Raw genomic sequence first — 25,993 nt, 5'->3', positions numbered from 1 at the left:
AGCTTTAAAAAAACTTTTCATACAATAATCTAAAATTTGAAAGTTTGGTACAAGAATTGTATTTACACTCAAAAGAAAGATAGTCCTACAAAAAAATGTAATGTCTCATTTTTTTATGTAAATTGTTCTTTCTTAAAACCATATACTTAACATTATATCAACCCAAAAAAATTATTAATTATGAAAAAACAAATTTTAAGCTTAGCAGTTATCGCTTTATTAGCATTCGGAGTACAATCTTGCGAAAAGAAAGAACCAAAACCTACTGAAGACGAATTAACAATTGGAAATAAAGTAGACTCTTTAGCTACTGACATCGATGAAGTAAAAGACACGGCAGTAACTAAAATAGAAGATGCTGCTAAAGATGTAAAAGACGCTACTAAAAAAGCTGCTGAAGATGTAAAAAATGCTACAGAAAAAGGAGCCAAAAAAGTAGAAGAAGCTGCAAAAGTTGCAAAAGACGGAACTGTGAAAACAGCAAAAGAAGTTAATGATGCTTTAAAAAAATAGTTTTCATTTTACATGAAAATTAAAACCATTCGCCAACGCGAATGGTTTTTTTATGCAAATAAGTAAAGCAGATATTTTGTATTTTTGTATTTCATTTTTAGACTATACAACAATGCATTTTATATCACAAGAACTAGAAGACTACATAGAACAGCACTCTGAAAAAGAACCAGAATTACTAGCTCGTTTAAACAAAGAAACCTACCAAAAAATTCTATTACCACGTATGTTAAGTGGTCATTTTCAAGGTCGCGTTTTAAGCATGTTATCTAAATTAATCCGACCAGTAAATATTCTTGAAATTGGCACTTATACCGGTTATGCTGCCTTGTGCTTATGCGAAGGAATGCAAGTAAATGGACAACTACATACAATTGACATCAAAGAAGAATTAATCGATTTTCAACGAAAATATTTTGACCAATCTCCTTGGGGAAAACAAATTTTTCAGCACCTAGGAGAGGCAACAACTATCATCCCTACAATTGATGTAAAATTTGATTTAGTATTTATTGATGCTGATAAAGAGAACTATCTTAATTACTATGAAATGATAGTTCCAAAAATGAATAAAGGGGGTATCATTTTATCTGATAATGTTTTATGGAGTGGTAAGGTCTTAGAACCACTACATCCAAATGATATTAGCACAAAAATCCTTTTAGAGTACAACCTGCTTTTAAAAAATGATCCAAGAGTAGAAACAGTTTTACTACCTATTCGAGATGGATTAACAGTGAGTAGAGTTCTTTAAAAAATCTGATAAAGCAATCATATTGAAATTGATTTTAAAATGAAATACACAAACGAAATAGACACTGAAGGGTTTATAATTATTGATGCTATCTATAACGAAAATGAAATTGAAAAACTGACCTCAATAATTGAAAGTGTTACAGAAGATAAAGCAGGAAAAACAACCTTTAGAAAATCTGAAGATTTATTTGCTATAAGACAATTTCATAAAGAAATCCCAGAAGCATTAGACTCTATTTTTAATCAGAATTTAAAGAACATCATCAAATCTAACTTTGGCGAAGATTATTTTATAACTAAATCAATCTATTTTGACAAGCCAGAAAAATCAAATTGGTTTGTTGCGTATCATCAAGACTTAACAATCTCGGTAGATAAAAAAATAGATGTAGAAAGTTTTGAAAACTGGACTACTAAACAAGATCAGTTTGCTGTGCAACCTCCGAAAGATATTCTTGAGAAAAATTTCACGATAAGGATTCATATAGACAAAACGACTAAAGATAATGGTGCTTTAAAAGTAATTAATAATTCACATTCTAAAGGAATTTATAGAGTCGAGAATATGGACTTTAAAAATGAAAAAGAAACAGTTTGTGAAGTCGAAAAAGGGGGAATAAATTATGAAACCATTACTTTTTCATGCTTCTAATAAGACTACAAATAACGAAAGAAGAAGAGTTATTCATATTGAATTCAGCAACATTGAGCTCCCGAATGGATTAGATTGGAGCGAAAGAACCAATATTAATTAGAAATCATATCAATAATTCTTAGCACTTCTAGCCCAGATGGAAACGGTATCCTTTTCCTGACTTCTTTAGTCAGGAAAAGATAAAGTGTACAGCTGGAAAATGCTCCAAAAATTTAAACCGGAAAATACTTTACTTTTGCTTTCTGGTATATCTTATAGATTAAAAATCCCATTATTACTCCTACTGAATATCCACAAAGAATATCTAATGGATAATGCAAGCCTAAGTAAATACGGCTGTAAGCAAAAATTAATGGCCATAAGAATAGAAATCCAAAATATTTAAAGTGCTTGTTAAGTGCTAAATATAAAAAGGTTGCTGCCGCCATCGAATTGGCTGCATGTCCTGAGAAAAAGCTGAATGATTGTCGAGATTGTACAATTCGAATAAACGATTTGATGTCAGGATTGTTGCAAGGTCTTAAACGTTGTACGCTATATTTAACTGCATTGGTTAATTGATCAGTACAAGCTATTAGAATTGCTATAAACAAGAGCAAAAACAAGGTTTGTTTTGTCCCTATTTTTTTATAGATAAGATAAAGTAATAGTAAAAAGAGTGGAGCCCAATTCAATTGATTGGTAATTACCAACCAAAGTTTATCGTAAGATTCTGAACCTAATCCGTTAAGAAATACAAATAGATTTACATCGAATTCTTGTAATTTTTCAAGCATTATAACTGACGTTTTATAGGTCCTGTAATGGAGTCAATATCTTCTTTTGTTTTTTCAAATTGCGTGGTAGCATCTCCTAATAAATTAGTTTTAGCCTTCTCTATTTCAGAATTTATGTTACCTGTCATATCATCCAAGGTTTTTGCATCAAAGCCATTAGCCTCTGCTCCTTTTTGAATTTCGCTTTTAATATCATTAGTCGCATTTTTAAGTTGCGCCATTGCTTTACCCATTGTACGAGCTATTTCTGGCACTTTATCTGAGCCAAAAAGCATAAGCACTACAAATAATATGAAAACTAATTCTCCTCCTCCTATACCAAACATATCTTTTTTATTTTATGTGCCACAAAGATATTAAATTTTGTAGCCTACCGCTTTAAAATTTACTTAAAAAAAAAGACTCATATGAACTGCCCCCAAAAAGTTAGACACTATTTGGGGGCATTTTTATGGAAAGAAAAGTCAAATACAATTATGAATTTAAACTTCGTTGTGTAGAGGAAGTTTTAAAAAGACATAACTCGGTTAAAGGCACAGCCAAAGCAAACAGCATAGCCGAGAGTAACCTTACATGCTGGATTAGTCGTTATAATGAATTTGGAATAAAAGGTCTTTTACCAAGACAAAAAAATAAAATTTATACTGCAGACTTTAAATTGAAAGTGATACAAACCATTCAAAATAAGTCTATATCTTTGGATGAAGCCTGCTTAATTTTCCAAATTCCAGCACAGTCCACAATAATAAGCTGGCAAAGAAGATATGCGAAAGATTACTTGGCAGGTTTAGAACTTAAATCACGAGGTAGACCAGCAGTTATGAATTTTAAGAGAAAACAACGAAAAACAGATAAACCTTTAAGCAGGGAAGAAGAGCTCTTAAAGGAGTTAGAGTATCTGCGCGCTGAGAACGAAATTCTAAAAAAGTTCAACGCCTTAGTTCAAGCCGAGCAAGCCAATCAAAACAAAAAGCTCAAACCATAATGGAATTAAGGCATAAGTATGATTTAGATCTTTTACTAAATTGTATGAACATGGTTAGAAGTACGTATTATTACTATGAAAAAAAAGGTCAGGTAATCGATAAATATCAAGAGATAAAAGAATTAATTAAAAAGATTTACAATTATCATAAGGGTAGATTGGGATATAGACGTATTACTCTATTAATCAAAAAAGAAGGTATTTTAATTAATCACAAAACAGTACTTCGATTGATGAAATTTTTAGGATTAAAAAGTTTAATCAGAATCAAGAAGTACAGATCATATAAAGGTGAACAGGGAAGAATAGTTCCCAATATATTACAACGTAATTTTAAGGCAGATAAACCTAATGAGAAATGGGCAACCGATGTGACTGAATTTAATGTTTCTGGCAATAAACTGTACTTATCGCCGATAATTGATCTGTTTAATGGAGAGATAATCAGCTATGAATTATCTCAAAGACCAGTGTTTAATCAAATCTCAACAATGCTTGAAAAAGCATTTGCAAAAATACCAGATAATACTAATTTAACTCTGCATTCTGACCAAGGCTGGCAGTATCAAATGAAACAATATCATTATTTATTAAAGAAAAAAGGAATTAAACAAAGTATGTCCAGAAAAGGGAATTGTCTTGACAATGCGGTTATTGAAAATTTCTTCGGAATATTAAAATCAGAACTGTTTTATCTTAAAAAATACAGTTCTATTAATCAATTGAAACAAGAGATTGTTGAGTATATAAATTATTATAATAATGACAGAATTAAACTTAATCTAAAAGGAATGAGCCCGATACAATACCGAGCTCATTATTTTCAAACTTAATTATTAATTTGTCTAAACTTTTGGGTGCAGTCTAATACGAGTCTCTTTTCCTTTTTTATTTAATCAAATTTTGATTTTACCTCTACTTTTGGCCATGCATTATTAGTTACATCTATATCTGCAGTAAGTAATTTTGGATCAATCTGAATGCTTTTTATAGCTTTTTCTGTTGCATATACTTTTTTGGCAGTATCGTTATTTTTTCTCCAAATTTGTGCTGGATATTTAAACTCCTCTTTTGTTTCATCTTCGTATGTAATTTCAACAAGAATAGGCATAATCATCCCGCCTGGCTTATTAAACTCAACTTCATAGAAATATTTTGGAGCTTTTAAATTTGCTTTTTCTTCTGCCGTAAATGTGTCTGCTACGTAATCTGATAATAATTTTACTTCATCAATTTTCAACGCCTTTTTATCAGATTTCTTTATTTCTTTATTTTCACCTTCAATTAAATATACAAAAGGTCCTTTTTCAAAACCAAAACGTCCTTTTTTAATCTTAGCATTTTTTAACTCAGGAGTCGCCGTTTCACTTACATAATATTGCTTTACATCTTTAATTCCGATATCCACAAAATCTGTTGAATAAAACCATCCTCTAAAAAACCAATCTAAATCGACTGCCGAAGCATCTTCCATTGTTCTAAAGAAATCTTCTGGTGTAGGGTGTTTAAACTTCCATCTGTTTGCGTATGTCTTAAATGCATAATCAAACAATTCTCTTCCCATAACTACTTCTCTTAAAATATTAAGACCAGTTGCTGGTTTTCCATATGCGTTATTTCCAAATTGGTGAATAGTTTCAGAGTTTGACATAATTGGCTCTAAAAACTTTTGATCTCCACTCATATAAGGTACAATATTTTTTGCTGGACCTCTTCTTGAAGGGAAATTAGGATCTAATTCTTGCTCTGCCAAGTATTCTAAAAAAGAGTTCAAACCTTCATCCATCCAACTCCACTGACGCTCATCGGAATTTACAATCATTGGAAAAAAGTTGTGCCCAACTTCGTGAATCACTACTCCAATCATTCCGTTTTTCATCTCTTTGCTCGTAACCCCATTTTCATCAGGACGTCCATAATTCCAACAAATCATAGGATATTCCATTCCTTGATCCTCTGCCGAAACCGAAACTGCTTTTGGATAAGGATAATCGAATGTATGTGAAGAGTAACTTTTTAATGTATGTGCCACTACTCTTGTTGATGTTTCTTCCCAAAGCGGATTTGCTTCTTTTGGATACACTGAAGCTGCCATAACAGTTTTAGCTCCAAGTTTTACAGCCATTGCATCGTAGATGAATTTCCTTGATGTTGCAATTCCGAAATCGCGTACATTTTTAGCACTAAATTTCCATGTTTTTTTCTTTTCAGAGAATCCTTTTTCTGCCACTTCTGCTTCTGCTTGCGTAACAATGATAACTGGTTTATCGTATGATTTTTGAGCTAGCTCATATCTTTTTACCTGCTCTGGAGTAAAAACTTCGCTTCTATTCATTAATTCTCCTGTAGCTTCCATCACGTGATCTGCAGGAACAGTAATATTTACATCGAAGTTACCAAAAGGCAAAGCAAACTCTCCGCCTCCCCAAAACTGCATATTCTGCCAACCTTCTACATCATTATAAACTGCCATTCTTGGGTAGAATTGTGCAATTACATATAATTTATTTCCATCTTTTTCGAACAATTCATATCCAGAACGTCCGCCGTCTTGTCTGTAATTATTGATATTGTACCACCACTTAATCGAGAATGAAATTTTTTCACCCGCTTTTAAAGGCGTAACTAAATTAATCCTCATCATAGTTTCATTAACTGTGTATGACATTGGATTTCCCTTAGCGTCTTTTACATAATCGATATTGAAACCTCGCTCTAATCCTTCTTTCAAATATTTATTAGAGAAACCAGATACTGGCAATACCTGGCTAATTTTTTCGCTCTCGGCTAATGTAGTTTGTGTGTTTTTTTTCGCTTGATTCTGATCTAATTGCACCCATAAATACTCTAGATTATCTGGCGAATTATTAGAATAAATAATTGTTTCTGAACCGGTTAATTTTGAATTTTTATCATCCAACTCAACATCTATCTTATAATCGGCTTGTTGCTGATAATACGCTGGACCTGGTGCCCCTGATGCTGTACGAAACATATTAGGAGTAGCCAATAAATCGTACATCTGACTAAATTTATTGGTATCATACTTTCCTTGTTGTCTTACATTTGTGGTACTTTTTTCCTGTGCAAAAAGGATGGCAGGAAAAAACAATAAAAATGAAATTCTTCTCATAACTGGTTTTTGGAGTTTTGTCAAGCTGTGAAAATAGCAATTAAAAGAATATTTATACCGATTTAATCATATTTTAACAATTCTTTCCTTGAAGATGCAGTAAAAAGTACACTTTTCTTGATTCCAAACACTGAAACATGTGTAATATTTTGCTGATCAGAATTCCAATCTACCAAAATTGTATTTGAAATCTCTAGTGTTTTAATTTTACTCACATCGCTTATTCTGGAGTAACAAACCAAAACATCATTTGCCTCTACTTCTTTTGACAAAAAAACAATTGGCTTTGACTGACCGTTTACTTTTACAATAAAATTCTCTGCTAAGTATTTTTTCAAAAGAGCAACGTCAGCTTCAGTTTCTTTTCCTGTGCCAATATTGGTTTTCATTTTGTATTTTTTCTCAACTCCATTATTTAGATCATCTATAAAAATACGGGAGGTAATTTGTAACATTTTTTTTTCGGGAGCATAATTTACTTGATAAACTCCAACATAAAATTTATGAAAAGAAAAAGCAGTACTCAAGACAAACAATATAAAAAGAACAGGAAAAACTATTCTTTTCTTCATCTATTTGTCATTTAACTTTTTAAATTCTTTACTCTTATTAACCAAAAAGTCCATCAACTGAAATTGATCTTGTGGTTTTAAATACTCTTTAGAATGAGCATCATTAGAGCAATACAACAAAAATAATTCAACCTCATCTTCCTTAAGATCTAAATCTTTTGCAAAAAACTTTGGACTAAAATGAAGTTTTACATATTCAGAAAAAGCGATATCACTAACATGATCTTCTTGAACATTATCTTTCTTCTTCTTCAACAATTTAGAAACATCTTTGAATATTCGAACAAAATCAGTTCCATATTTTATAGTCTGATCAGAATACATTGCAGAATTTTTAGCTGTAGATTGTTTATCATCCTCAAATTGCATATCAACATATTGTTGCGAACCTAATTGCAGTACTTTTACTTTTAGATCTTTTGGAATAACAACCTCTTTTAACTGATTATTTACCAAATCTAATTTAACCATGAATAACACTTGAGAACAATCTTTCTCTGTTAAAACAATTTTCTTAGACTGAAAAGCCAAACCTGAAAACAACAAAGTATCTTTTGGTTGTGCCATTATATCAAACAATCCATTTGCATTAATAAATGTTCTCACATTTGCATTAATATTGACTACATAACCATTTTCTATGGCGATAATATCATTTATTACTCGTCCATGTAATGGCTTTCTTACCATAGATTGTGCGAAACAAAGCTGACATAATAAACCTAAAACGAGTATTCCTATTCTATTTTTCATTCGATATAATTGTTAAATATTTCTGTGCCAGCCCTGTAATCAAAAACATACAAACTGTTTTATTCTTAGCGTTCAACGAATTTACAAACTCTGGATCATCTATGCAATAAAGTTGGAATCCTTTTATATGTTCAAGTGGAATTTTTAATCTTTGAGTGTAATAATTTTCTTCGAAAAGATATTCAATTTTCGAATACAAAATCTCTTTTTTCTCAACAACTGCTTCTTTTTTTAACATAGCAGTCCTACCAGATATTTTATTCAAAAGAGATTCTGTCATAGAAGACTTAGCCGTGTATAATTTTCGTTCGGCGGGTGTATATTTTTTTTGCCCATAAGGTATAATCCCTAAATTTTCTGCATTTATATTCGAAAACTCATTTATAACAACCTCTTTTAGCTCTATGTTTTTAGCTGTCATTTTAATCAACAACAAATCTAATTTTAAATCATTGGGTGTAATTCGTTTTCGAAGTGGCTCTAAATTTACTGCTGAAAAAACCAATACATCTCCTTCCTTTATATGTATAGAAAATTGTCCTTTATTATCTGAAATTGTTGTTTCCTGAGTTGTATTATTTACAATTGTTATAGCTTCAACCGAACTTGAATCGGCAGTAACTTTTCCTAAAATTTCTTTTGTGACAATAGTCTGCCCGAAACTTACCTGGAAGAATAAAGATAAAATAAATAAAAGTAAAATATTAATTATTTTCACAAGCTATGATTTCTTTATATTTAACTGCAAGTTCTCCTAATAAAAACTCCGTTGTGGTTTTGTTTTTGGTATTCAAAATCTTCGTAAAGCTTTCATTTTCTACAGCAAAATACTCAAACCCTTTTACGTAATCCAAAGGTATGCTTAGTGTTCGAACAAAATGATCTATAGTAAACATTTTTTCTAAAAGTTGCATGAAAATTTCTTTTTTCTCTACTGCTAATTCTTTTTCAAGCATTTTTGACCTTCCTGAAAACATATTCAGTAAGGGATCTAAAGCCACCGATGCCCCCAAGCCTACTGACGCATCTAAATCTGTCGCTCCTTTTAGTTTTCGCTCTGCAGGAGAATACGAACGTTGCCCTGCTGGAATTATCCCTAAGGCAACTGCATTTATATTATCGTATTTTTTTATAATAACTTCTCGCAGTTGATTCATCCCTACCTCTACCCTAACCACAAAATTTGTTGAAGCAAAATCCTCTCCCACTAAAACAATTCGTCGTTCCTTAAGCTGTACTGATGAAAAAATAAGTGTATCTCCTATTTCGGCCGGTATTGAAAATGATCCATCTGAATTTGTAAGTACGGAGGCTTCTGTCCTAAAATTCACAACATAAATCCCCTCTAAATCCATTATATTAGCATCTACTTTTCCTTTCAAAACAGTAGACATCTCTACCTGCGCCAAAAGATTATTGGCTAGTAAAATAAAAAAAACACATACCGCTTTGTTCATCAAATCATTATAAGGATAAGTTGTAAAAGTATCTTAATGTCTTCTAAATTTAATACTAATGACTTGGTAAAAATATGTTAATTAAAGCTTTATTTTACAGCTTTAAAATCTACAATTTAATACCTTTAACTTTATTAAAAACAACATAAACACTTATGAAAAGCATTATCATTGCCAGCACCTCTACGCTACACGGAGGCAGTTATTTAGACTATTTATTACCCGAATTAGAAGTGCATTTTAAAAACTGCGAATCTATTCTTTTTATCCCTTTTGCAAGACCTGGAGGAATCTCGCACGAGCAATATACTAAAACTGTTTCTGAAGCATTCAAAAAGATAAACATTAACGTAAAAGGAATTCATGAATTTGAAGATGCAACAGCCGCAATTAACAATGCCCAAGGGATTTTTACTGGTGGTGGAAATACTTTTTTACTAGTAACTCAACTGTACAAAAACAACATCATGACCACCCTTGCCGAAGCGGTTAAAAACGGAACACCTTATTTAGGAACAAGCGCTGGAAGTAATATTTGCGGTTTGTCAATGCAAACTACAAATGACATGCCTATCATTTACCCGCCAAGTTTTCAAACTTTAGGATTAATTCCGTTTAATTTAAATCCTCATTATTTAGATCCAGATTCTCAATCTAAACATATGGGCGAAACTCGCGAAACAAGAATAAAAGAATTCCACGCTTTTAATACTCTTCCTGTTTTAGGATTGCGTGAAGGAAGCTGGTTAGATGTAAAAGGAGATCAAATTATTTTGAAAGGGAATTTATCTGCTCGTCTTTTTAGACAAAACCAAGAGCCTGAAGAATTAGAACCTCAAACAGATTTGAGTTATGTGCAATAAAAAAGCCGAAACTATTAAGTTTCGGCTTTTTAAAGAGCGAAAGACGAGGCTCGAACTCGCGACAACCAGCTTGGAAGGCTGGAGCTCTACCAACTGAGCTACTTTCGCATTAACTGGGTGCAAATTTAAAAAAATTAAATCATTTTAAAAAATAAAAATCATTTTTTTTTCTTTTAAAAGAAACCGAAACATTTGCAATTTCGGTTTCTTAGAGCGAAAGACGAGGCTCGAACTCGCGACAACCAGCTTGGAAGGCTGGAGCTCTACCAACTGAGCTACTTTCGCATTACTGTGGTGCAAATATAGATAATAACTTCAGTTAAAAACAAGTTTTTTTTATTAAAATTTCATAAAATTTTAAACTAATTCTATAAGATATTTAAAACTAAAAAGTTATAATTTTACTTTTTTATAAAAACTATGACAAACATACAAGAAATACCCGCCCAAGAAACTTATTTAGTACGCAATCCTGTTCTAAGAAAAGGTAAACCAATAGAAAGTTGTCGATTTGATAGTGATGATTTAGCAACAACACATCACTTTGGCTTATTTGAAGACAAAAGTTTAGTAGGAATTATTTCGCTATTCAAAAATTCTAACATTACATTTGCAGAAAATTCCCAATCTCAAATTCGAGGAATGGCCATTTTAGACGATTTCAGAAAAAAAGGATTAGGAGAAGCTCTAGTAAATCACTGTGAAGAATACTGTATTAACAATAATTGCGAGTTAATATGGTTTAACGCCAGAACCGAAGCTGTCGGTTTTTATGAAAAAATGGGCTACCAGAAAACTGGGGCTATTTTTGAAATAAAAGATGTTGGAGAACATCTACTAATGTTTAAAAAACTTAAAAATGAATAAACTTTACCTTTTTATATTATTATCTATTGTTATAAGTTGCAAAAAGGAAGAAAAAGTAACTCCTATAAAGAAAACAGAACCTCTTCCCGCAATCATCCAAACTGATGAACGAAAAATTCAGCTAGACACTTCGTTGATTAATTCTTTTAAAAGTGAAAACCTTCAAAAATTTTATATCGCCTCAAACAATGAAACTGTTTGGGGAAATCTAGAAAAGAGAACTTTTATAATTGATGAATTAAAAAAATCAGAAGTGCTTGGCTTAGAACCAAATGATTATAATATAAAAAAATAAAGAGCTTTGAAAACAAAATAAGCAAACTAAGCGATACCGATTTAGCGCTTTATGATGTTTTACTTACCTATAATTTCCAGAAATACTTAACACATTTATATAAAGGAAAACTAAATCCAAAGAAATTATATAACGATTGGGATTTAAACGAAAAACCATTTGATATAAATACAATTCTTATAAAAGCTTTTAACGATAATGATTTAGCGCTTACAATTGAACAATGTCAACCAAAAACATATACCTATAAAAGACTCTTAAAAGCACTTGTGTTACTAAGTAAATTTCCAGATGACAATATCAAGGCAATCGATGTTAAAGACAAAGTAGTCTTACACGATACAAATAACGCAATGATTACGATAAAAAAACGACTTCTATACTGGAAAGACTTAACCGGAAGAGATAGCTTAACCTCTATATACGATGGTAAAACATTTGAAGCTATTAAAAAATTCCAAATGCGTCATGGCTTAGCTGCCGATGGTGTTATAGGTAAAGGAACAGTTAATGCTTTAAATTTTTCCAAAACCAAAAGAAAAAATCAAATTATCGCTAACATTGAGCGTTGGAGATGGTACGCAGATACATTGGCAGAAAACTATTTTATAATAAACATTCCTGATTACAGCTTAAATGTTGTTGAGAATAAAGACACTACTATAGTTCGAAAAATTGTTGTTGGGACTATTAGTCGAAAAACACCAATACTTACCTCAACACTTACAACTGTAGTTTTAAACCCTACATGGACCGTTCCTCCAACTATCCTAAAAGAAGATATTGTTCCTGCAATGAAACGAAATCGAAATTATTTAAAGAATAAAAACATCACAATTTACGACAAAGACAATTCAATTGTAGATCCAAGTGATTGGAACGAAAATTCCCCTGGCAGGTATCGCTATGTACAAAGTCCAGGAAATCATAATTCTTTAGGATTAATGAAGATTTTATTCCCAAACAACCATAGTGTTTATTTACATGATACGAATCATCGTGGCTTATTTGGTAGAAGCAACCGCTCTTTAAGTTCTGGCTGTATTCGTGTTGAAAGTCCTCTGGAATTAGCACAACATATATTAGACTCTAACAAATGGTCTAAAGAGAAAATAGATTCTATTATTGTAACCAAAAAGACTACCAACGCAAGAATTGCTAAAAAATATGCTATCTACCAATGGTACTGGACTGCTTGGAGCAATGATAACTCTTTAGAATTTAGAGACGACATTTACAATCTAGATGCTGATTTATATGCTAAATTAAGAAATTAGCCTTTCTTCCATCGTAAAAGTTCTTGACGGATGATAGATATACAAACATGATTTATCTTTAATTGTTTCAATGATCGCATTTGTTAATTCTACTGGAATAGCAGGACAACCTAGACTACGTCCCAACCTCTTATTGCCTCTTATAAATGATTCAGAAACATAATTGGCTCCATGAATTACAACTGCTCTTTCACGAGCATTATCATTAACTCCTTTTTCTAAACCATCTAAGCGCAATGAAATTCCATGCTTTCCTTTATACACCTCTGCAGTTGCATAAAATCCAAGACTACTTTTAAAAGAAGAATTTGTATTTGAGAAATTAGATGCAAATTCATCCCCAGTATTTTTTCCGTGAGCAACTAAAGATTGAAACAAAATTGTATTAGTAGAAAGATCAATAACCCAAAGACGCTTTATATTAGAAGACAAACTAAAATCAATTAGAGTCAACAGATCTTTTTGTATAACTCCTTTATCTTTTAATAAATAAAAACCTTTTAAGGCTTCTGTAAAACTTTTAACATCTGGTAACTCAAAGTTATTTGCGTTAAGCGTACTATAAACGGCCTTAACTCTTAAATCTAAGTTTGTAATTACTGTACTGGCAATGTTTTTCTTTTCAACTTTTTTAACTTCCGTTGTTGTTTTTGTATCCGTGGTAAATGACAAAAACAAGAAAAGCAGTGCGGGATAAATCTTATAAATCATTGAATATGTTTAGGTTATAAATTATTTCTGGGTTCGCAAATGTATAAAAAAATTACATTTTTCAAAATTTTGAAAAGAAAACAAAGTGCTTTTTAATCAATTTTTAACGAATCTAACCTAATTATTATTGCATTCTCTTAACAAAATCACAATTAAAAGTACTGATAAACAACAAAATACAAACAAAACCTTACGGTTTAAAAACTAATTACCAACCCACAAACACCAAACTAACTACTTGATTTTAAATTCAATAATTTATTCTATGAATTTTTATTACAACCTGAAACGTTTATAATGCATTACTAAAAAAAGATCTTTCCGATATAGAAAAACAGCTCACTTACCCTTACTATACTTAAACGCCCATTTTTTTAACAAACATTTCCTATTTCATCAACTAGGACGCAATCAAAAATAAATCTAATCTGCATATATTTTAAAAAAAATAAGCTTCTATAATTAAATTATTATTTTTTGATACGGTTCCCTTTATAAAGCATAATTGTAACTGAGTCGCTCTTAAACATTTTATAAATGGCTTATCTTTGTACAAAATAAATTCTGATGAACAAAAAAGTAATCCTTATGATTTTAGATGGTTGGGGAAAATCTCCTGACCCTAAAGTATCTGCAATAGACAATGCAAATGTTCCTTTTATAAATAGTCTTTACAAAAACTACCCAAGCGCACAACTTCGTACCGATGGTTTAAATGTAGGTTTACCTGAAGGTCAAATGGGAAATAGTGAAGTTGGTCATATGAACCTTGGTGCAGGAAGAATCGTTTACCAAGATTTAGCAAAAATTAACCTTGCAGTAGCTAACAATACTTTAGCAAAAGAGCAAGTACTTGTAGATGCCTTTACTTACGCAAAAGAAAACAACAAAAAAGTTCACTTTTTAGGTTTGGTTTCAGATGGTGGTGTCCACTCACACACTTCCCACCTAAGAGGATTAATAGATGCTACTCAAGAATATGGCTTAGACAAAGTATTTATTCACGCTTTTACAGATGGTCGTGATGTAGATCCAAAATCTGGAGCAACTTATATTCAAGACTTAGAGAACCACATTGCAAATACTCCAGTTAAAATAGCATCAGTTATAGGTCGTTATTACGCAATGGATCGTGACAAACGTTGGGAACGTGTAAAACTTGCTTACGATTTGATTGTAAACGGGTTAGGCACACATTCTAAAGATGCTGTAGCTTCTATTAATGAAAGTTATAAAAATGATGTTACTGATGAGTTTATTGCTCCAATCACTATGGTTGACGCAAACGACAAACCTTTGGCAACTATTGAAGAAGATGATGTTGTTATTTTCTTCAATTTTAGAACTGATAGAGGTCGTGAGCTTACTGAAGCCCTTTCGCAAGAAGATTTTCATGAGCAAAACATGCACAAACTAAACTTATACTACGTTACGCTTACCAATTATGACGAAACGTATAAAAACGTAAAAGTTGTTTACAATAAAGACAATATCACAGAAACCTTAGGTGAAGTTTTAGAAAAAGCAAATAAAAAACAGATTCGTATTGCCGAAACTGAGAAATATCCTCACGTAACCTTTTTCTTCTCAGGAGGAAGAGAAGTCCCTTTTGAAGGAGAAACTAGAATCTTAAGAAATTCTCCAAAAGTAGCTACTTATGATTTAAAACCAGAAATGAGCGCCTTTGAATTAAAAGATGCACTTGTCCCTGAATTAAATAAAGGTGAAGTAGATTTTGTATGTTTAAATTTTGCCAATGGAGACATGGTAGGTCATACAGGAATTATGAGTGCCGCTATATTAGCCTGTGAAGCTGTAGATGCTTGTGTAAAAGAAGTTATCGAAGCTGCTCTAGCAAATGATTACACCACTATTGTAATTGCTGATCACGGAAATTGTGAAACTATGATTAATCCTGACGGAAGCCCTAATACAGCACACACAACTAATCCTGTACCAATTATTTTGGTTGACAAAGAATTAAAAACAATTCATGATGGTGTTTTAGGAGACATCGCTCCTACTATACTTGAATTAATGGGAATACCACAACCTGCTGCAATGACTTGTCATTCATTACTATAAAGTAATTTGAAACAAAAAACTAAAAGCTGCTCTTAACCATAAGAGCAGCTTTTTTTTTACACAAATAAAAGTTAAATCATCAAAGTTAAAAGTAATACTATTATATTTGCATTTAAAATAACTTATATGGAAATTATACTATCAAATTTAAAAATCCAAGTCAATGAAAAGATCTACGTAAAAGATCCTGAAACATCTGTATTAGGAAAAAAAATCATTGAACATAGTATACTTCTCATTGACGCTATTGGTTTTGATAATTTTACATTTAAAAAATTAGGTGATAAAATAGGTTCAAACGAAAGTTCTATTTATCGTTATTTCGAAAACAAACACAAATTATTAGTCTATCTGTCTTCTTGGTACTGGAGTTGGATGGAATACAAACTTGTTTTTAGCACTACTAACATTACGGACAAAAAAGAAAAACTTAATAAAGCTATAACAATTGTTACCGAAAAAGTAACAGACGACACAAATACAGATCATATCAATGAAGCGGTATTGAATAAAATCATTATTGCTGAATTCACCAAAACTCTTCATACTAAAGAAGTAGATCAAGAAAACAAAGAGGGTTTTTTTTTAATATACAAAAGAGTTATTAACCGAATTGTTGCTATAGTAAAAGAAGTAAATCCAGAATATCCTTTTGCAAAATCTTTAGTATCTTCTATTGTAGAAGGTAGTTTACACCAACATTTTCTAACAGATCATTTAAAGACTATCACAGATTGCAATGAAACTGTTACAACCACTCAATTTTATTTAAACCTTGCAGAAAACGTTTTGCGCTAAAAAGAAAAAAATATGACTCCAATAAAACGATTTTACAATCTACTCGAACTAGATAAAAAAGACATTTATCAAATTTTCTTTTATGCTATTTTTGCAGGATTAGTCAGTTTATCACTCCCATTGGGCATTCAGGCGATAATAAACTTTATACAATCAGGTAGAGTAAGTGTTTCATGGATTGTACTTATCATACTGGTAGTGATTGGTGTAGCGTTAGTAGGTATTTTATCTTTGATGCAGCTGCGTATTACTGAAAATTTACAACAAAAAATATTTGTCCGATTCTCCTTTGAGTTTGCAGCACGCTTACCTAAAATCACATCAAATCAGATATATGGACATTATTTGCCAGAGTTAACAAATCGTTTTTTTGATACGCTAACTATTCAAAAAGGAACTTCTAAATTATTAATTGACTTCTCAGCTGCCTTACTTCAAATCATCTTTGGGATTATTTTATTATCCTTATATCATCCTTATTTTATTATTTTCGGGGTTCTCCTTCTTTTGCTTTTATTCTTTATTTTCAAATTCTCTTATAGCCCTGGAATAGAAACCAGCCTAAAAGAATCAAAAGCTAAATACAGCGTTGTAAGCTGGTTACAAGAAATAGCACGCAACAGTTTTAGTTTTATCAATGAACTCACTCATGATTTTGCGCTTCAAAAAAACGATACTTTAGTAACCGAATATGTTACTTATCGCGAGAAGCATTTTAGCGTCATTAAAAAACAATTTACTCAATTAATTATCTTTAAAATAATAATAACCGCTGGTCTATTATCTATTGGGGGATTTCTAGTACTAGGTCAAGAAATGAACATTGGCCAGTTTGTAGCCGCAGAAATCATAATCTTACTAGTGATAAACTCTGTTGAGAAAATTATCTTGGGACTTCAAACCTTCTATGACGTTTTAAGTTCTGTTGAGAAAATAGGACAAATAAATGACTTAGAATTAGAAGAATACACAGACTCTAAAGACGATAATTACTACAATAACATAACGTTAGAGACTGAAAATTTGAATTTTAAATTTCCAGATTCAGAAAATTTTATTTTAGAAAATATTAATCTTAAAATTGAACAAGGAGAAAAAGTAGTGATTGATGGTACGAACGGCTCTGGAAAAACAACACTGATTCGATTATTATCAAGAGTTCTAAAACAGAACTCAGGTTCTCTTTACATCAATGATGACACCTATAAAAAAATAAATATAAAACAATACCGCTCACAAATTAACTACATAAATTACAATGAAACTCCATTTGAAGGAACTATTCTAGAAAACCTAACCTTTAATGACCCTAGTGTAAGCTCTGAAGATTTAAAATGGGCAATCGAAGGTGTTCAACTTGGCTCATTTATCAAACAATTACCAAAAGGTTTAGACACACATATTTTCCCCGAAGGGCAACAACTATCTTCATCAAATGCTCAAAAATTACTATTGGCGAGAAGTATTATTCATAGGCCAAAAATTCTTTTTTATGAAGATCCAACTGACACTATGGATGATAATGTTGCTAATGAAATTATTGACTTTATAACTTCAGACAAAAACAAATGGACCATTATTGTTTCTTCTAAAAATCCATATTGGGAAACAAAATCTACTCGAAAAATAACGATGCAAAGAGGACATATCATACTTGATCAAAAAAAATAAGAGTTATGCTAAACATTTCTGACAACAAAACAAAAATACAGCCCCTTAACAAGTATGAAACTGTGAAAAACCTAAGCAATAGGCCTCATTACAGAATTCTGAACAAAATCATTATAGGCACTTCTATCTTTGGTATAATTGCTCTTTTCTTTCCTTGGACACAAAACATTTCTGGATCAGGAGCTGTAACAACTCTAAAGCCTAACCAAAGACCGCAATCTATCCAGAGTGTTATTTCTGGAAGAATTGAAAAATGGTATGTTCAAGAAGGTGATTTTGTAAAAAAGGGAGATACAATCATGTACATATCTGAAGTAAAAGAAGACTACATGGATCCAAATTTGGTAGAGAATACTAAAAATCAAGTAACTGCAAAAAAGCATTCTCTAGAATCATATGACTCAAAAGTGAATACGCTGTCTAAGCAAATTGAATTCATAGAGAATGAACAGAAATTAAAATTAGAACAAGCAAAAAATAAAGTAAAACAATCTCTTTTAAAAATAAAAAGCGACAGCATCGATCTTATCGCTGTTAAAACGCAATTAAAAATCGCAAACACGCAATATGATCGTTCCGTACAACTAAACAAAGAAGGATTAAAACCCTTAACCGATGTAGAAGAAAAACGTTTAAAATTACAGGATGTTGATGCTAAGATTGTAACTCAGGAAAACAAGTATCTAACAAGCAAAAATGAATACATTAATTCTAAAGTAGAAATCAATAGAATTACTGCTGAATATTCTGAGAAGACAGCTAAAGCAAAAAGTGATCAATTTACAACTTTAAGTAATAAATTCGACACGGAAGCACAAGTCAATAAATTAGAAAATCAATACGTAAATTATAGCGTTCGAAATGGCATGTATTACATCAAAGCAGCTCAAAATGGGTACATCAATAGAGCTTTGCTAGCCGGTATAGGAGAAACCATAAAAGAAGGAACACCAATTGTAACCATAATGCCATCTGAGTATGATATTGCTGTTGAAACTTACATAAGTCCAATCGATTTACCGCTGATGTCAAAAGGCGAAAAAGTGCGTATTTGGTTTGATGGCTGGCCGACGATTGTGTTTTCTGGATGGCCAGATATTTCATATGGAACATTTGGAGGAAAAGTGGTAGCTATTGAAAACTTTATTAGCCCCAATGGCAAATACAGAGTCCTTATTGCTCCAGATCCATCTGAGGCAAAATGGCCAAAACAACTTAGTATTGGCTCTGGTGCTCAAACGCTTGCTTTATTAGATACTGTACCCATTTGGTTTGAAATATGGAGAACCCTAAACGGATTCCCTCCAAATTATTATAAAAGCGAGACAAAAACCACTAAAGAAAAAAATAATGAAACCGATATATTTAGTCTTTCTATTTATTGGTTTTACGCTTTTTGGCCAAGAACCAATCTCTAAAGAATTCACCTATAATGAATTTCTTGGATATGTAAAAAAATACCATCCTTTGGTTAAAAATGCTAATTTAGAAGTAAGCAAGGCTCAAGCTAATTTAATGATGGCTCGAGGTGGTTTTGACCCAAAAATTGAAGTCGATTTTAGTAAAAAAGAATTTAAAGACAAAGAATACTATTCTATTTTAAATAGCAGTTTTAAAATTCCCACTTGGTATGGAATTGAGTTAAAAGCAGGATTCGATAATAGCGAGGGTATTTATCTCAATCCCGAAAATTCTACTCCAAATCAAGGACTAACTTCTTTTGGAATCAATGTGCCTATCGGGCAAGGGTTATTCATTAATCAAAGAATGGCAGATGTTCGAAAAGCCAAAATTCAAATGAAACTAAGCGAGTCTGAGAGAAAACTACAAGCCATTAGTATTTTATACGATGCTTCGATTGCTTATTTTAATTGGAAGAAGAATTTCGACGAGATGAGGTTATATGAGATGTACAATAACAATGCACAAATACGCTTATCAGGAATTAAATCCTTAATAAGTCGCGGAGATAAACCAGCAATTGACAGTATTGAAGCAGGAATAAGTTTAAAAAACAGACAATTAAGCTATGAGGATTCTAAACTAAAACTAACCAAATCTAAATTGGAACTATCTAATTTTCTTTGGCTAGAAAACAATATCCCCTTAGAGGTTTCAGAAAATCTTATACCAGAAACAGCGCTAGAAAACACCTTACAAGAAACGCTAAAAACTAATGATCTATTACAGAAAGACTTTAGCTTGGATGCACATCCAAAAATAAATGCACTACAAAATAAAATAGATATCCTGAATGTAGAGAAAGATCTAAAGCAAAATATGCTGTTACCAAAAATAAATTTGGGTTACTCCTATCTATCGGAACCCAGTTATATTGACAATTATCGTTTTCAAGATTACAAATTTGGTGTGGAGTTTTATTTTCCTCTGTTTTTAAGAAAAGAACGCGGGAGCTTGAAATTAGCCAAATACAAAGTTCAAGAAAATGAATTTGCTCTGGCTTTAGAAAAAGTGCAATTGACCAATAAAATAAATGCGCAAAAAATAGAAATCACTTCACTGCAAAAACAGAAGAAACTTGCCAAAGATTTGGTCGAAAATAACATTACAATGCTCAACTCAGAAGAACGATTATTTTCATTTGGAGAGAGCTCTTTATTCTTGATTAATACACGAGAAAATAATTTAGTGAGTGCTAAGCTTGCCGCTATCGCTTTAGAAAATCGATTCTATATCTCTAATTCAGAACTTTTTAAAATCATGGCAAACCCAGATTAAAACAAAACTCAAAATATTCTAAAAAGAGACAAGTCTTTAGACTGCCCCCAAAAAGTTAGACACTATTTGGGGGCATTTTTATGGAAAGAAAAGTCAAGTATGATTACGCATTCAAACTTGAATGTGTAAGGTTAGTTATCGAGAAAGGATACTCCAGTGAAGCGGTATCTAATGAAAAGAGTATTAGTGAGTCAAATATTCGTAGATGGGTTAGCTTTTACAGAGCATATGGAACAATCGGATTGTTACCACGGAAGAATCGTGTCTATTCCATTGATTTTAAACAAAAAGTATTACTATCAATAGATAAGGATTTATTATCACTAAGGGAAGCTCGTTTAAAATTTAACATTCCCTCAGACTCAATTATTATCAGATGGAAAAGAGATTTTGCTAACTTTGGTTTAGAGGGATTATCATCTAAACCTAAAGGAAGACCCAGATCTATGAATTTTAAGAGAAAACAGAGAAAAACAGACAAACCCTTAACTAGGGAAGAAGAACTTTTAAAGGAACTGGAGTATTTACGAGCTGAGAACGAAATTTTAAAAAAGTTCAACGCCTTAGTTCAAGCCGAACAAGCCAATCAAAACAAAAGGCTCAAACCATAATGGAACTAAGGCATAAATATGATTTAGACCTCTTGCTAAATTGTACGAACATGGTTAGAAGTACTTATTATTACTATGAAAAAAGAAGTCAAGTAATTGATAAATACAAAGATGTTAAAGATTTGATTAAACAGATTTACAATCATCATAAGGGTAGATTAGGTTACAGGCGTATTACTTTATTAATCAGGCAAAAAGGAATTTTAATTAATCACAAGACAGTGTTGCGATTGATGAAAATTTTAGGATTAAAAAGTTTAATCAGAATCAAGAAGTACAGATCATATAAAGGAGAACAAGGAAAGATAGCTCCTAATATATTGCAGCGCAATTTTAAGGCTGATAAACCCAATCAAAAATGGGCTACCGATGTAACTGAGTTTAATATCTCAGGTAATAAATTGTACTTATCACCTATAATTGATCTTTTCAATGGGGAAATAATAAGTTATGATTTATCTGAAAGACCAAATTTTAATCAAATCACCAATATGCTTAAAAAGTCTTTTCGAAGAATATCAAATGATACTAATTTAATATTACACTCCGATCAAGGCTGGCAGTATCAAATGAAGCGATATCATCAGCTTTTGAAGGAGAAAGGATTAGTGCAGAGTATGTCAAGAAAAGGAAACTGCTTAGACAATGCAGTTATAGAAAATTTCTTTGGCATATTAAAATCAGAACTATTTTATATTATGAAATTTAAAGACATAAATCATCTAAAAAAGGAAATTATAGAATATATAAAATATTACAATAATGAAAGAATCAAACTGAATTTAAAAGGAATGAGCCCGATACAATATCGAGCTCATCATTATCAAAATTAATTATAAATTTGTCTAAACTTTTGGGTGCAGTCTACTTACGGCTTGTCTCTTTTTTTAAGTAATAATATGCTCTACAAAATAAATTAAAAGACCTACAAACCCTCCTACCACAGTTCCATTAATACGTATAAATTGAAGATCTTTGCCTATTTCTAATTCTAGCTTATTAGAAATTTCTTCCTTATCCCAGCTCTTTACTGACGAAGCTATCAGATCACCAATCATTTGTTTATTTTTCAGAAGAATACCTAGCAAATCTATTTTTACAAAATCATTTATTTTGCCCAACATTACCGGATCACTTTTTATACTGATTCCGAAATTCTGAATCATACTAATAATTCTGTTTTTTATTTTAGAATCATCTTTCTTTTCTAAATCGGTAGCAATTGCATCTTTTATCTGACTCCATATAGCGCTAATATATTCTATCACTTCTTTTTTATGAGCAAACTCAATCACTAAATCATTTACTTTTTGTTGCAACTCTGGTGAATTATTCAATTCAGAAATAAAATTAAGAACATAAGTATTTATTTTTCTTCGAATACCACTATCCGTATGTTTTGCTTCATCTATAAACTCGTAGAGTCCATTAAAAATACCGTCTGCAATTTTTTTATCTGCTACTCCGAGCGTATACCAAGGTGTAGATTCATTTACTTTTTCACGAATCACATCTCTATTATTCTGCAATTCTTCAGTAAGTATTTTTAGCACATTAGAAATTAATTGCTCTTGCTTTTCACTTTTGCTCAAAGACTCCAATCCAATCGCAATCCATTCTCCAAAGTTTATTTCTTGTAATTTAGCTTCAAATTTTACTTGAACAAACTTCTGAACATCCTCATCAACAATCGTTTTTAAAATACCAGGAATTACATCTTCAATAATCAAACAAGCAATTGTATTTGCATTGTTTTTTTCAGAAAGCCAATTAGCTGCTTTTTCAGCAAAATTAAACTGCTCGATTTTCGCTTCTAATTTATCTTTTATCAAGAACTCATCTGAAACAAAAGTTCCTAAATTTTGACCAATAGTATCTTTATTATTAGGTATCAAAGCCGTATGTGGAATTGGCAAACCCAAAGGATGCCTGAATAAAGCTACTATCGCAAACCAATCTGCAATTCCACCAACCATAGCCGCTTCGCTAAAAGCTTTGAGCCATCCTATTTTAAAGTAAATTGAAATTAGAAAAAGAACTACAGCTACACCCAATACACCCAACGCAAATCTTTTCATCTTTATCAAACCAACCGATTTGCTTATTCCATCTTGGTTATTAATGCTTTTCATAATAGGAAGGATTAATTAATAAGCTAATTTATTCAATTGTTTCAACAACTGTTTTCATTTTAATAAGATAATTTTACAAACTTTCTATATATTTATAGACTGCTATTAAATCTAATTATAAATGATATAATTAAATACAAAAGCTATTTAAAGAAAATAATATTAAAATTGTACTTTTGCCAACTGAAAATCCGAAATTATGATTATTGTAAAATCACGTGAAGAAATAGAATTAATGCGCGAAAGTGCCTTAATCGTATCAAAAACATTAGGAATGATTGCTTCTGAGATAAAAGAAGGAGTTACCACATTATATCTTGATAAACTAGCCGAAGAATTCATTCGTGATCACGGTGCAGTTCCAAGCTTTTTAGGTTTATATGACTTCCCAAACTCACTTTGTATGAGTCCAAATTCACAAGTTGTTCACGGTATTCCAAATAACACTCCTTTAAAAAGCGGTGATGTTATCTCGGTAGACTGTGGTGCATACAAAAACGGCTATCATGGAGATCATGCCTATAGCTTTGAAATAGGAGAAGTTGCTCCAGAAGTTAAAAAATTACTACAAGTTACCAAAGAATCTTTATATGTTGGAATCCGTGAATTTAAAGCAGGAAACCGTGTAGAAGATGTTGGAAGTGCAATACAAAAATATACCGAAGCACATGGATACGGAGTTGTTCGTGAACTTGTTGGACATGGACTTGGGCAAAAAATGCACGAAGATCCTGAAATGCCAAATTATGGTAAAAAAGGAAGAGGAAAACTTTTTGTAGAAGGAATGGTTGTTGCTATTGAACCAATGATTAACCTGGGAACAAGAAACATAAAACAACATAAAGATGGCTGGACAATTACAACAGCTGACGGTAAACCAAGTGCGCATTTTGAACATGATGTAGCTTTAATCGATGGTAAACCAGAAATCTTATCCACTTTCCAGTACATCTATAAAGCACTAGGAATCGAGAGCAACGAAGAAGATGAATTCAGAAAAGTGCCTTTGATATTATAACACGAATTTCACGAATTTTCACGAATAAAGCTTTTGTTAAAAATTTCACTGATAATGATGAATGAATTATATCTAAAAGAAGAGTCTTATAAAATAATAGGAATCTGTATGGAAGTCCATAAAATTTTAGGCAAAGGACACAGTGAAAAAGTTTATGGTGATGCTTTAGAATATGAGTTTCAAAAAAATCAAATTCCTTATGATCGAGAATTAAAATATAATATCGCTTATAAGGAAATCATACTGCCAAGTTATTATTTTGCAGATTTTGTTTTTTCAATGAAATTATTTTAGAGCTAAAAGCAATTACAGCACTAACGACGAGTGAAATCAGACAAACATTAAATTACCTAGCGGCTTCTCAAAATAAATTAGGATTACTAGTCAATTTTGGAGAAGATAGCCTTAAATATAAAAGAATAATACTTTAATCCCAATCAAAGGTTCGTGAAATTTCACCATCACATTAATTCGTGCCAATTCGTGAAATTCGTGTTCAAATCTATTTAACAGTGAAGAAACTTTTCAAACTAGTTCTTAATACCATTCCACGTCCATTATTAATTCGTTTGAGTTATGTGGCACGTCCTATTTTAGCCTTTTCATTAAAAGGAGATAAATTTACTGATCCTATTGATGGGAGAAGTTTTAAAAGTTTTTTGCCTTACGGATACGGAAAACAACGTAACAATGTACTTTCACCAAGTACTCTATCTTTAGAAAGACACCGTTTGTTATGGCTATACCTGAACGATCAAACTGATTTCTTTACAGCACCAAAAAAAGTATTGCACTTTGCTCCCGAACAAGCTTTTTACAAACTATTTCGCAAGCAAAAAAATCTTGATTACACAACAACTGACTTATTTTCACCTTTAGCAGATGTTAAAGCAGATATATGCAATTTACCTTTTAAGGATAATGAATATGACGTTATCTTATGTAATCATGTTTTAGAACACATTCCGGATGACACCAAAGCGATGCAGGAATTGTTTCGTGTTTTAAAACCTGGAGGAATGGCAGTTTTACAAATCCCACAAGATTTATCTAGAGCAGTTACTTTTGCAGATGACACTATTACAGACCAAAAAGAACGTGCTAAGATATTCGGACAATATGATCATGTACGTATTTATGGCCGTGATTATTTTGATAAATTAAGAAGCATTGGCTTTATCGTAATCGAAGAGGATTACACCAATAAAATAGCTCCAGAGCTAGTCGAAAAATATTGTTTAGCCAAAGGAGAAATTATCCCGCTTTGCTTTAAACAGGAAAACTAAATAGTCTTTTCTTCAAGTGATACAATCACATTTAAAAAGT

General features: G+C 31.6%; 26 protein-coding genes, 2 tRNA genes and 3 pseudogenes. 20 read left to right on the top strand and 11 right to left on the bottom strand.

The window, feature by feature from the left end:
* The first annotated feature begins 180 nt into the window (after positions 1-180).
* From EAG11_RS21275 to EAG11_RS22970, 4 genes are all read left to right on the top strand, one after another.
* Positions 181-513: a hypothetical protein gene (locus EAG11_RS21275; protein ID WP_129540944.1), complete on the top strand. Its 333-nt coding sequence runs from the start codon at positions 181-183 to the stop codon at positions 511-513.
* Between the two features lie 112 nt (positions 514-625).
* Positions 626-1,267, top strand: a complete 642-nt coding sequence (locus tag EAG11_RS21270) for an O-methyltransferase (RefSeq protein ID WP_129540943.1) — start codon at positions 626-628, stop codon at positions 1,265-1,267.
* A gap of 39 nt (positions 1,268-1,306) precedes the next feature.
* Positions 1,307-1,921, top strand: coding sequence for a phytanoyl-CoA dioxygenase family protein (locus EAG11_RS21265; protein WP_371414615.1), 615 nt, complete (start codon positions 1,307-1,309; stop codon positions 1,919-1,921).
* Complete coding sequence (locus tag EAG11_RS22970) at positions 1,893-2,024, top strand: hypothetical protein (RefSeq protein WP_371414614.1); 132 nt, start codon at positions 1,893-1,895, stop codon at positions 2,022-2,024. The genes EAG11_RS21265 and EAG11_RS22970 overlap by 29 nt, the downstream gene beginning before the upstream one ends.
* Before the next feature lie 112 nt (positions 2,025-2,136).
* On the opposite strand, the gene EAG11_RS21260 is transcribed toward EAG11_RS22970, so the two are convergent.
* Both EAG11_RS21260 and EAG11_RS21255 read right to left on the bottom strand, forming a co-directional pair.
* Entirely contained in the window at positions 2,137-2,700 is a 564-nt protein-coding gene (locus tag EAG11_RS21260; RefSeq protein ID WP_129540942.1) for a phosphatase PAP2 family protein, read from the bottom strand.
* On the bottom strand, positions 2,700-3,026 hold the full coding sequence (locus EAG11_RS21255) for a twin-arginine translocase TatA/TatE family subunit (RefSeq protein ID WP_129540941.1): 327 nt from the start codon (positions 3,024-3,026) through the stop codon (positions 2,700-2,702). The genes EAG11_RS21260 and EAG11_RS21255 overlap by 1 nt, the downstream gene beginning before the upstream one ends.
* Before the next feature lie 125 nt (positions 3,027-3,151).
* On the opposite strand from EAG11_RS21255, the gene EAG11_RS22965 reads away from it, so the two are divergent.
* Positions 3,152-4,518, top strand: a protein-coding gene (locus EAG11_RS22965) for an IS3 family transposase (RefSeq protein WP_371414613.1) whose coding sequence is annotated in 2 segments (ribosomal slippage) — positions 3,152-3,620 and positions 3,620-4,518 — 1,368 coding nt in all. Because the reading frame shifts where the segments join, the coding sequence is not laid out codon by codon here.
* Between the two features lie 59 nt (positions 4,519-4,577).
* Here EAG11_RS22965 and EAG11_RS21240 read toward each other — a convergent pair.
* The 5 genes from EAG11_RS21240 to EAG11_RS21220 all read right to left on the bottom strand — a co-directional run bounded on the left by EAG11_RS21240 (position 4,578) and on the right by EAG11_RS21220 (position 9,600).
* A complete protein-coding gene (locus EAG11_RS21240; protein WP_129540938.1) occupies positions 4,578-6,818 on the bottom strand; it encodes a M1 family metallopeptidase in 2,241 nt (746 codons plus the stop codon).
* A gap of 62 nt (positions 6,819-6,880) precedes the next feature.
* Positions 6,881-7,390, bottom strand: a complete 510-nt coding sequence (locus EAG11_RS21235) for a DUF6702 family protein (protein WP_129540937.1) — start codon at positions 7,388-7,390, stop codon at positions 6,881-6,883.
* Positions 7,391-8,143, bottom strand: a complete 753-nt coding sequence (locus EAG11_RS21230) for a hypothetical protein (protein ID WP_129540936.1) — start codon at positions 8,141-8,143, stop codon at positions 7,391-7,393.
* On the bottom strand, positions 8,133-8,861 hold the full coding sequence (locus EAG11_RS21225) for a carboxypeptidase-like regulatory domain-containing protein (protein WP_129540935.1): 729 nt from the start codon (positions 8,859-8,861) through the stop codon (positions 8,133-8,135). Before EAG11_RS21225 ends, EAG11_RS21230 begins: the two co-directional genes overlap by 11 nt.
* On the bottom strand, positions 8,848-9,600 hold the full coding sequence (locus EAG11_RS21220) for a hypothetical protein (RefSeq protein WP_129540934.1): 753 nt from the start codon (positions 9,598-9,600) through the stop codon (positions 8,848-8,850). Before EAG11_RS21220 ends, EAG11_RS21225 begins: the two co-directional genes overlap by 14 nt.
* A gap of 155 nt (positions 9,601-9,755) precedes the next feature.
* Between EAG11_RS21220 and pepE the strand changes: the two genes are divergently transcribed.
* Positions 9,756-10,463, top strand: coding sequence for a dipeptidase PepE (gene pepE, locus EAG11_RS21215; RefSeq protein WP_129540933.1), 708 nt, complete (start codon positions 9,756-9,758; stop codon positions 10,461-10,463).
* Positions 10,464-10,498: 35 nt separating this feature from the next.
* Here the strand turns inward: pepE and EAG11_RS21210 are convergent.
* Together EAG11_RS21210 and EAG11_RS21205 are read right to left on the bottom strand one after the other, a co-directional pair.
* Positions 10,499-10,571 (bottom strand) — tRNA-Gly (locus EAG11_RS21210).
* A gap of 104 nt (positions 10,572-10,675) precedes the next feature.
* Positions 10,676-10,748 (bottom strand) — tRNA-Gly (locus EAG11_RS21205).
* 135 nt (positions 10,749-10,883) lie between these two features.
* Between EAG11_RS21205 and EAG11_RS21200 the strand changes: the two genes are divergently transcribed.
* From EAG11_RS21200 to EAG11_RS22520, 4 genes and pseudogenes are all read left to right on the top strand, one after another.
* Positions 10,884-11,330: a GNAT family N-acetyltransferase gene (locus EAG11_RS21200; protein WP_129540932.1), complete on the top strand. Its 447-nt coding sequence runs from the start codon at positions 10,884-10,886 to the stop codon at positions 11,328-11,330.
* Positions 11,323-11,625, top strand: a complete 303-nt coding sequence (locus tag EAG11_RS22530) for a hypothetical protein (RefSeq protein WP_242499223.1) — start codon at positions 11,323-11,325, stop codon at positions 11,623-11,625. The genes EAG11_RS21200 and EAG11_RS22530 overlap by 8 nt, the downstream gene beginning before the upstream one ends.
* Positions 11,622-11,834 (top strand): annotated as a pseudogene (locus tag EAG11_RS22525) (peptidoglycan-binding protein); the annotation flags it as partial. The gene EAG11_RS22530 and the pseudogene EAG11_RS22525, both read left to right, overlap by 4 nt.
* Before the next feature lie 60 nt (positions 11,835-11,894).
* Entirely contained in the window at positions 11,895-12,902 is a 1,008-nt protein-coding gene (locus EAG11_RS22520) for a murein L,D-transpeptidase (RefSeq protein ID WP_242499222.1), read from the top strand.
* Here the strand turns inward: EAG11_RS22520 and EAG11_RS21190 are convergent.
* Positions 12,891-13,613 carry a murein L,D-transpeptidase catalytic domain family protein gene (locus EAG11_RS21190; RefSeq protein WP_129540931.1) on the bottom strand — a complete coding sequence of 241 codons (723 nt, stop codon included), beginning with the start codon at positions 13,611-13,613 and terminating at the stop codon, positions 12,891-12,893. The two genes, EAG11_RS22520 and EAG11_RS21190, sit on opposite strands and share 12 nt — an antisense overlap.
* A gap of 567 nt (positions 13,614-14,180) precedes the next feature.
* On the opposite strand from EAG11_RS21190, the gene gpmI reads away from it, so the two are divergent.
* From gpmI to EAG11_RS21155, 7 genes and pseudogenes are all read left to right on the top strand, one after another.
* Positions 14,181-15,698, top strand: a complete 1,518-nt coding sequence (gene gpmI / locus EAG11_RS21185; protein WP_129540930.1) for a 2,3-bisphosphoglycerate-independent phosphoglycerate mutase — start codon at positions 14,181-14,183, stop codon at positions 15,696-15,698.
* Positions 15,699-15,824: 126 nt separating this feature from the next.
* Positions 15,825-16,496 (top strand): TetR/AcrR family transcriptional regulator, encoded by a 672-nt coding sequence (locus EAG11_RS21180; RefSeq protein WP_129540929.1) that lies wholly within the window; start codon positions 15,825-15,827, stop codon positions 16,494-16,496.
* A 12-nt stretch (positions 16,497-16,508) separates the two neighbouring features.
* The gene (locus EAG11_RS21175) at positions 16,509-18,167 is read left to right on the top strand and encodes a peptidase domain-containing ABC transporter (RefSeq protein WP_129540928.1); all 1,659 of its coding nucleotides are present in this window, start codon (positions 16,509-16,511) and stop codon (positions 18,165-18,167) included.
* A gap of 5 nt (positions 18,168-18,172) precedes the next feature.
* Complete coding sequence (locus EAG11_RS21170; protein ID WP_129540927.1) at positions 18,173-19,585, top strand: HlyD family secretion protein; 1,413 nt, start codon at positions 18,173-18,175, stop codon at positions 19,583-19,585.
* Positions 19,518-20,906: a TolC family protein gene (locus EAG11_RS21165; protein ID WP_129540926.1), complete on the top strand. Its 1,389-nt coding sequence runs from the start codon at positions 19,518-19,520 to the stop codon at positions 20,904-20,906. Before EAG11_RS21170 ends, EAG11_RS21165 begins: the two co-directional genes overlap by 68 nt.
* 80 nt (positions 20,907-20,986) lie before the next feature.
* Positions 20,987-21,517 carry a helix-turn-helix domain-containing protein gene (locus tag EAG11_RS21160; RefSeq protein WP_129538344.1) on the top strand — a complete coding sequence of 177 codons (531 nt, stop codon included), beginning with the start codon at positions 20,987-20,989 and terminating at the stop codon, positions 21,515-21,517.
* Positions 21,511-22,350: pseudogene (locus EAG11_RS21155) on the top strand (IS3 family transposase); the annotation flags it as partial. The gene EAG11_RS21160 and the pseudogene EAG11_RS21155, both read left to right, overlap by 7 nt.
* A 54-nt stretch (positions 22,351-22,404) precedes the next feature.
* On the opposite strand, the gene EAG11_RS21150 reads toward EAG11_RS21155, so the two are convergent.
* Positions 22,405-23,649: a DUF445 domain-containing protein gene (locus tag EAG11_RS21150; RefSeq protein ID WP_129540924.1), complete on the bottom strand. Its 1,245-nt coding sequence runs from the start codon at positions 23,647-23,649 to the stop codon at positions 22,405-22,407.
* 199 nt (positions 23,650-23,848) lie between these two features.
* Here EAG11_RS21150 and map point away from each other — a divergent pair, with 199 nt between their 5' ends.
* The 3 genes and pseudogenes from map (at position 23,849) to EAG11_RS21135 (ending at position 25,953) form a co-directional block, all read left to right on the top strand.
* A complete protein-coding gene (gene map / locus EAG11_RS21145) occupies positions 23,849-24,667 on the top strand; it encodes a type I methionyl aminopeptidase (protein ID WP_129540923.1) in 819 nt (272 codons plus the stop codon).
* Positions 24,668-24,721: 54 nt separating this feature from the next.
* A pseudogene (locus EAG11_RS21140) lies at positions 24,722-25,098 on the top strand (GxxExxY protein).
* 81 nt (positions 25,099-25,179) lie between these two features.
* The gene (locus EAG11_RS21135) at positions 25,180-25,953 is read left to right on the top strand and encodes a class I SAM-dependent methyltransferase (RefSeq protein WP_129540922.1); all 774 of its coding nucleotides are present in this window, start codon (positions 25,180-25,182) and stop codon (positions 25,951-25,953) included.
* Positions 25,954-25,993 lie beyond the last annotated feature (40 nt).

It is taken from the genome of Flavobacterium sp. 140616W15 (assembly GCF_003668995.1).
Taxonomy (GTDB): domain Bacteria; phylum Bacteroidota; class Bacteroidia; order Flavobacteriales; family Flavobacteriaceae; genus Flavobacterium.
This window is presented reverse-complemented; position numbering and strand designations above follow the sequence as displayed.

What these genes read in the sequence shown, in the direction of transcription:
- EAG11_RS21175 (WP_129540928.1), top strand. Translation starts at nt 16,509, where the DNA reads ATGACTCCAATAAAACGATTTTACAATCTACTCGAACTAGATAAAAAA.
- EAG11_RS22530 (WP_242499223.1), top strand. Translation starts at nt 11,323, where the DNA reads ATGAATAAACTTTACCTTTTTATATTATTATCTATTGTTATAAGTTGC.
- EAG11_RS21180 (WP_129540929.1), top strand. Translation starts at nt 15,825, where the DNA reads ATGGAAATTATACTATCAAATTTAAAAATCCAAGTCAATGAAAAGATC.
- EAG11_RS22970 (WP_371414614.1), top strand. Translation starts at nt 1,893, where the DNA reads ATGAAACCATTACTTTTTCATGCTTCTAATAAGACTACAAATAACGAA.
- EAG11_RS21265 (WP_371414615.1), top strand. Translation starts at nt 1,307, where the DNA reads ATGAAATACACAAACGAAATAGACACTGAAGGGTTTATAATTATTGAT.
- EAG11_RS21270 (WP_129540943.1), top strand. Translation starts at nt 626, where the DNA reads ATGCATTTTATATCACAAGAACTAGAAGACTACATAGAACAGCACTCT.
- EAG11_RS21240 (WP_129540938.1), bottom strand. Translation starts at nt 6,818, where the DNA reads ATGAGAAGAATTTCATTTTTATTGTTTTTTCCTGCCATCCTTTTTGCA.
- EAG11_RS21160 (WP_129538344.1), top strand. Translation starts at nt 20,987, where the DNA reads ATGGAAAGAAAAGTCAAGTATGATTACGCATTCAAACTTGAATGTGTA.
- EAG11_RS21235 (WP_129540937.1), bottom strand. Translation starts at nt 7,390, where the DNA reads ATGAAGAAAAGAATAGTTTTTCCTGTTCTTTTTATATTGTTTGTCTTG.
- EAG11_RS21275 (WP_129540944.1), top strand. Translation starts at nt 181, where the DNA reads ATGAAAAAACAAATTTTAAGCTTAGCAGTTATCGCTTTATTAGCATTC.
- EAG11_RS21230 (WP_129540936.1), bottom strand. Translation starts at nt 8,143, where the DNA reads ATGAAAAATAGAATAGGAATACTCGTTTTAGGTTTATTATGTCAGCTT.
- EAG11_RS21190 (WP_129540931.1), bottom strand. Translation starts at nt 13,613, where the DNA reads ATGATTTATAAGATTTATCCCGCACTGCTTTTCTTGTTTTTGTCATTT.
- EAG11_RS21255 (WP_129540941.1), bottom strand. Translation starts at nt 3,026, where the DNA reads ATGTTTGGTATAGGAGGAGGAGAATTAGTTTTCATATTATTTGTAGTG.
- EAG11_RS21170 (WP_129540927.1), top strand. Translation starts at nt 18,173, where the DNA reads ATGCTAAACATTTCTGACAACAAAACAAAAATACAGCCCCTTAACAAG.
- EAG11_RS21260 (WP_129540942.1), bottom strand. Translation starts at nt 2,700, where the DNA reads ATGCTTGAAAAATTACAAGAATTCGATGTAAATCTATTTGTATTTCTT.
- EAG11_RS21150 (WP_129540924.1), bottom strand. Translation starts at nt 23,649, where the DNA reads ATGAAAAGCATTAATAACCAAGATGGAATAAGCAAATCGGTTGGTTTG.
- map (WP_129540923.1), top strand. Translation starts at nt 23,849, where the DNA reads ATGATTATTGTAAAATCACGTGAAGAAATAGAATTAATGCGCGAAAGT.
- EAG11_RS21220 (WP_129540934.1), bottom strand. Translation starts at nt 9,600, where the DNA reads ATGAACAAAGCGGTATGTGTTTTTTTTATTTTACTAGCCAATAATCTT.
- EAG11_RS21165 (WP_129540926.1), top strand. Translation starts at nt 19,518, where the DNA reads ATGAAACCGATATATTTAGTCTTTCTATTTATTGGTTTTACGCTTTTT.
- gpmI (WP_129540930.1), top strand. Translation starts at nt 14,181, where the DNA reads ATGAACAAAAAAGTAATCCTTATGATTTTAGATGGTTGGGGAAAATCT.
- pepE (WP_129540933.1), top strand. Translation starts at nt 9,756, where the DNA reads ATGAAAAGCATTATCATTGCCAGCACCTCTACGCTACACGGAGGCAGT.
- EAG11_RS21200 (WP_129540932.1), top strand. Translation starts at nt 10,884, where the DNA reads ATGACAAACATACAAGAAATACCCGCCCAAGAAACTTATTTAGTACGC.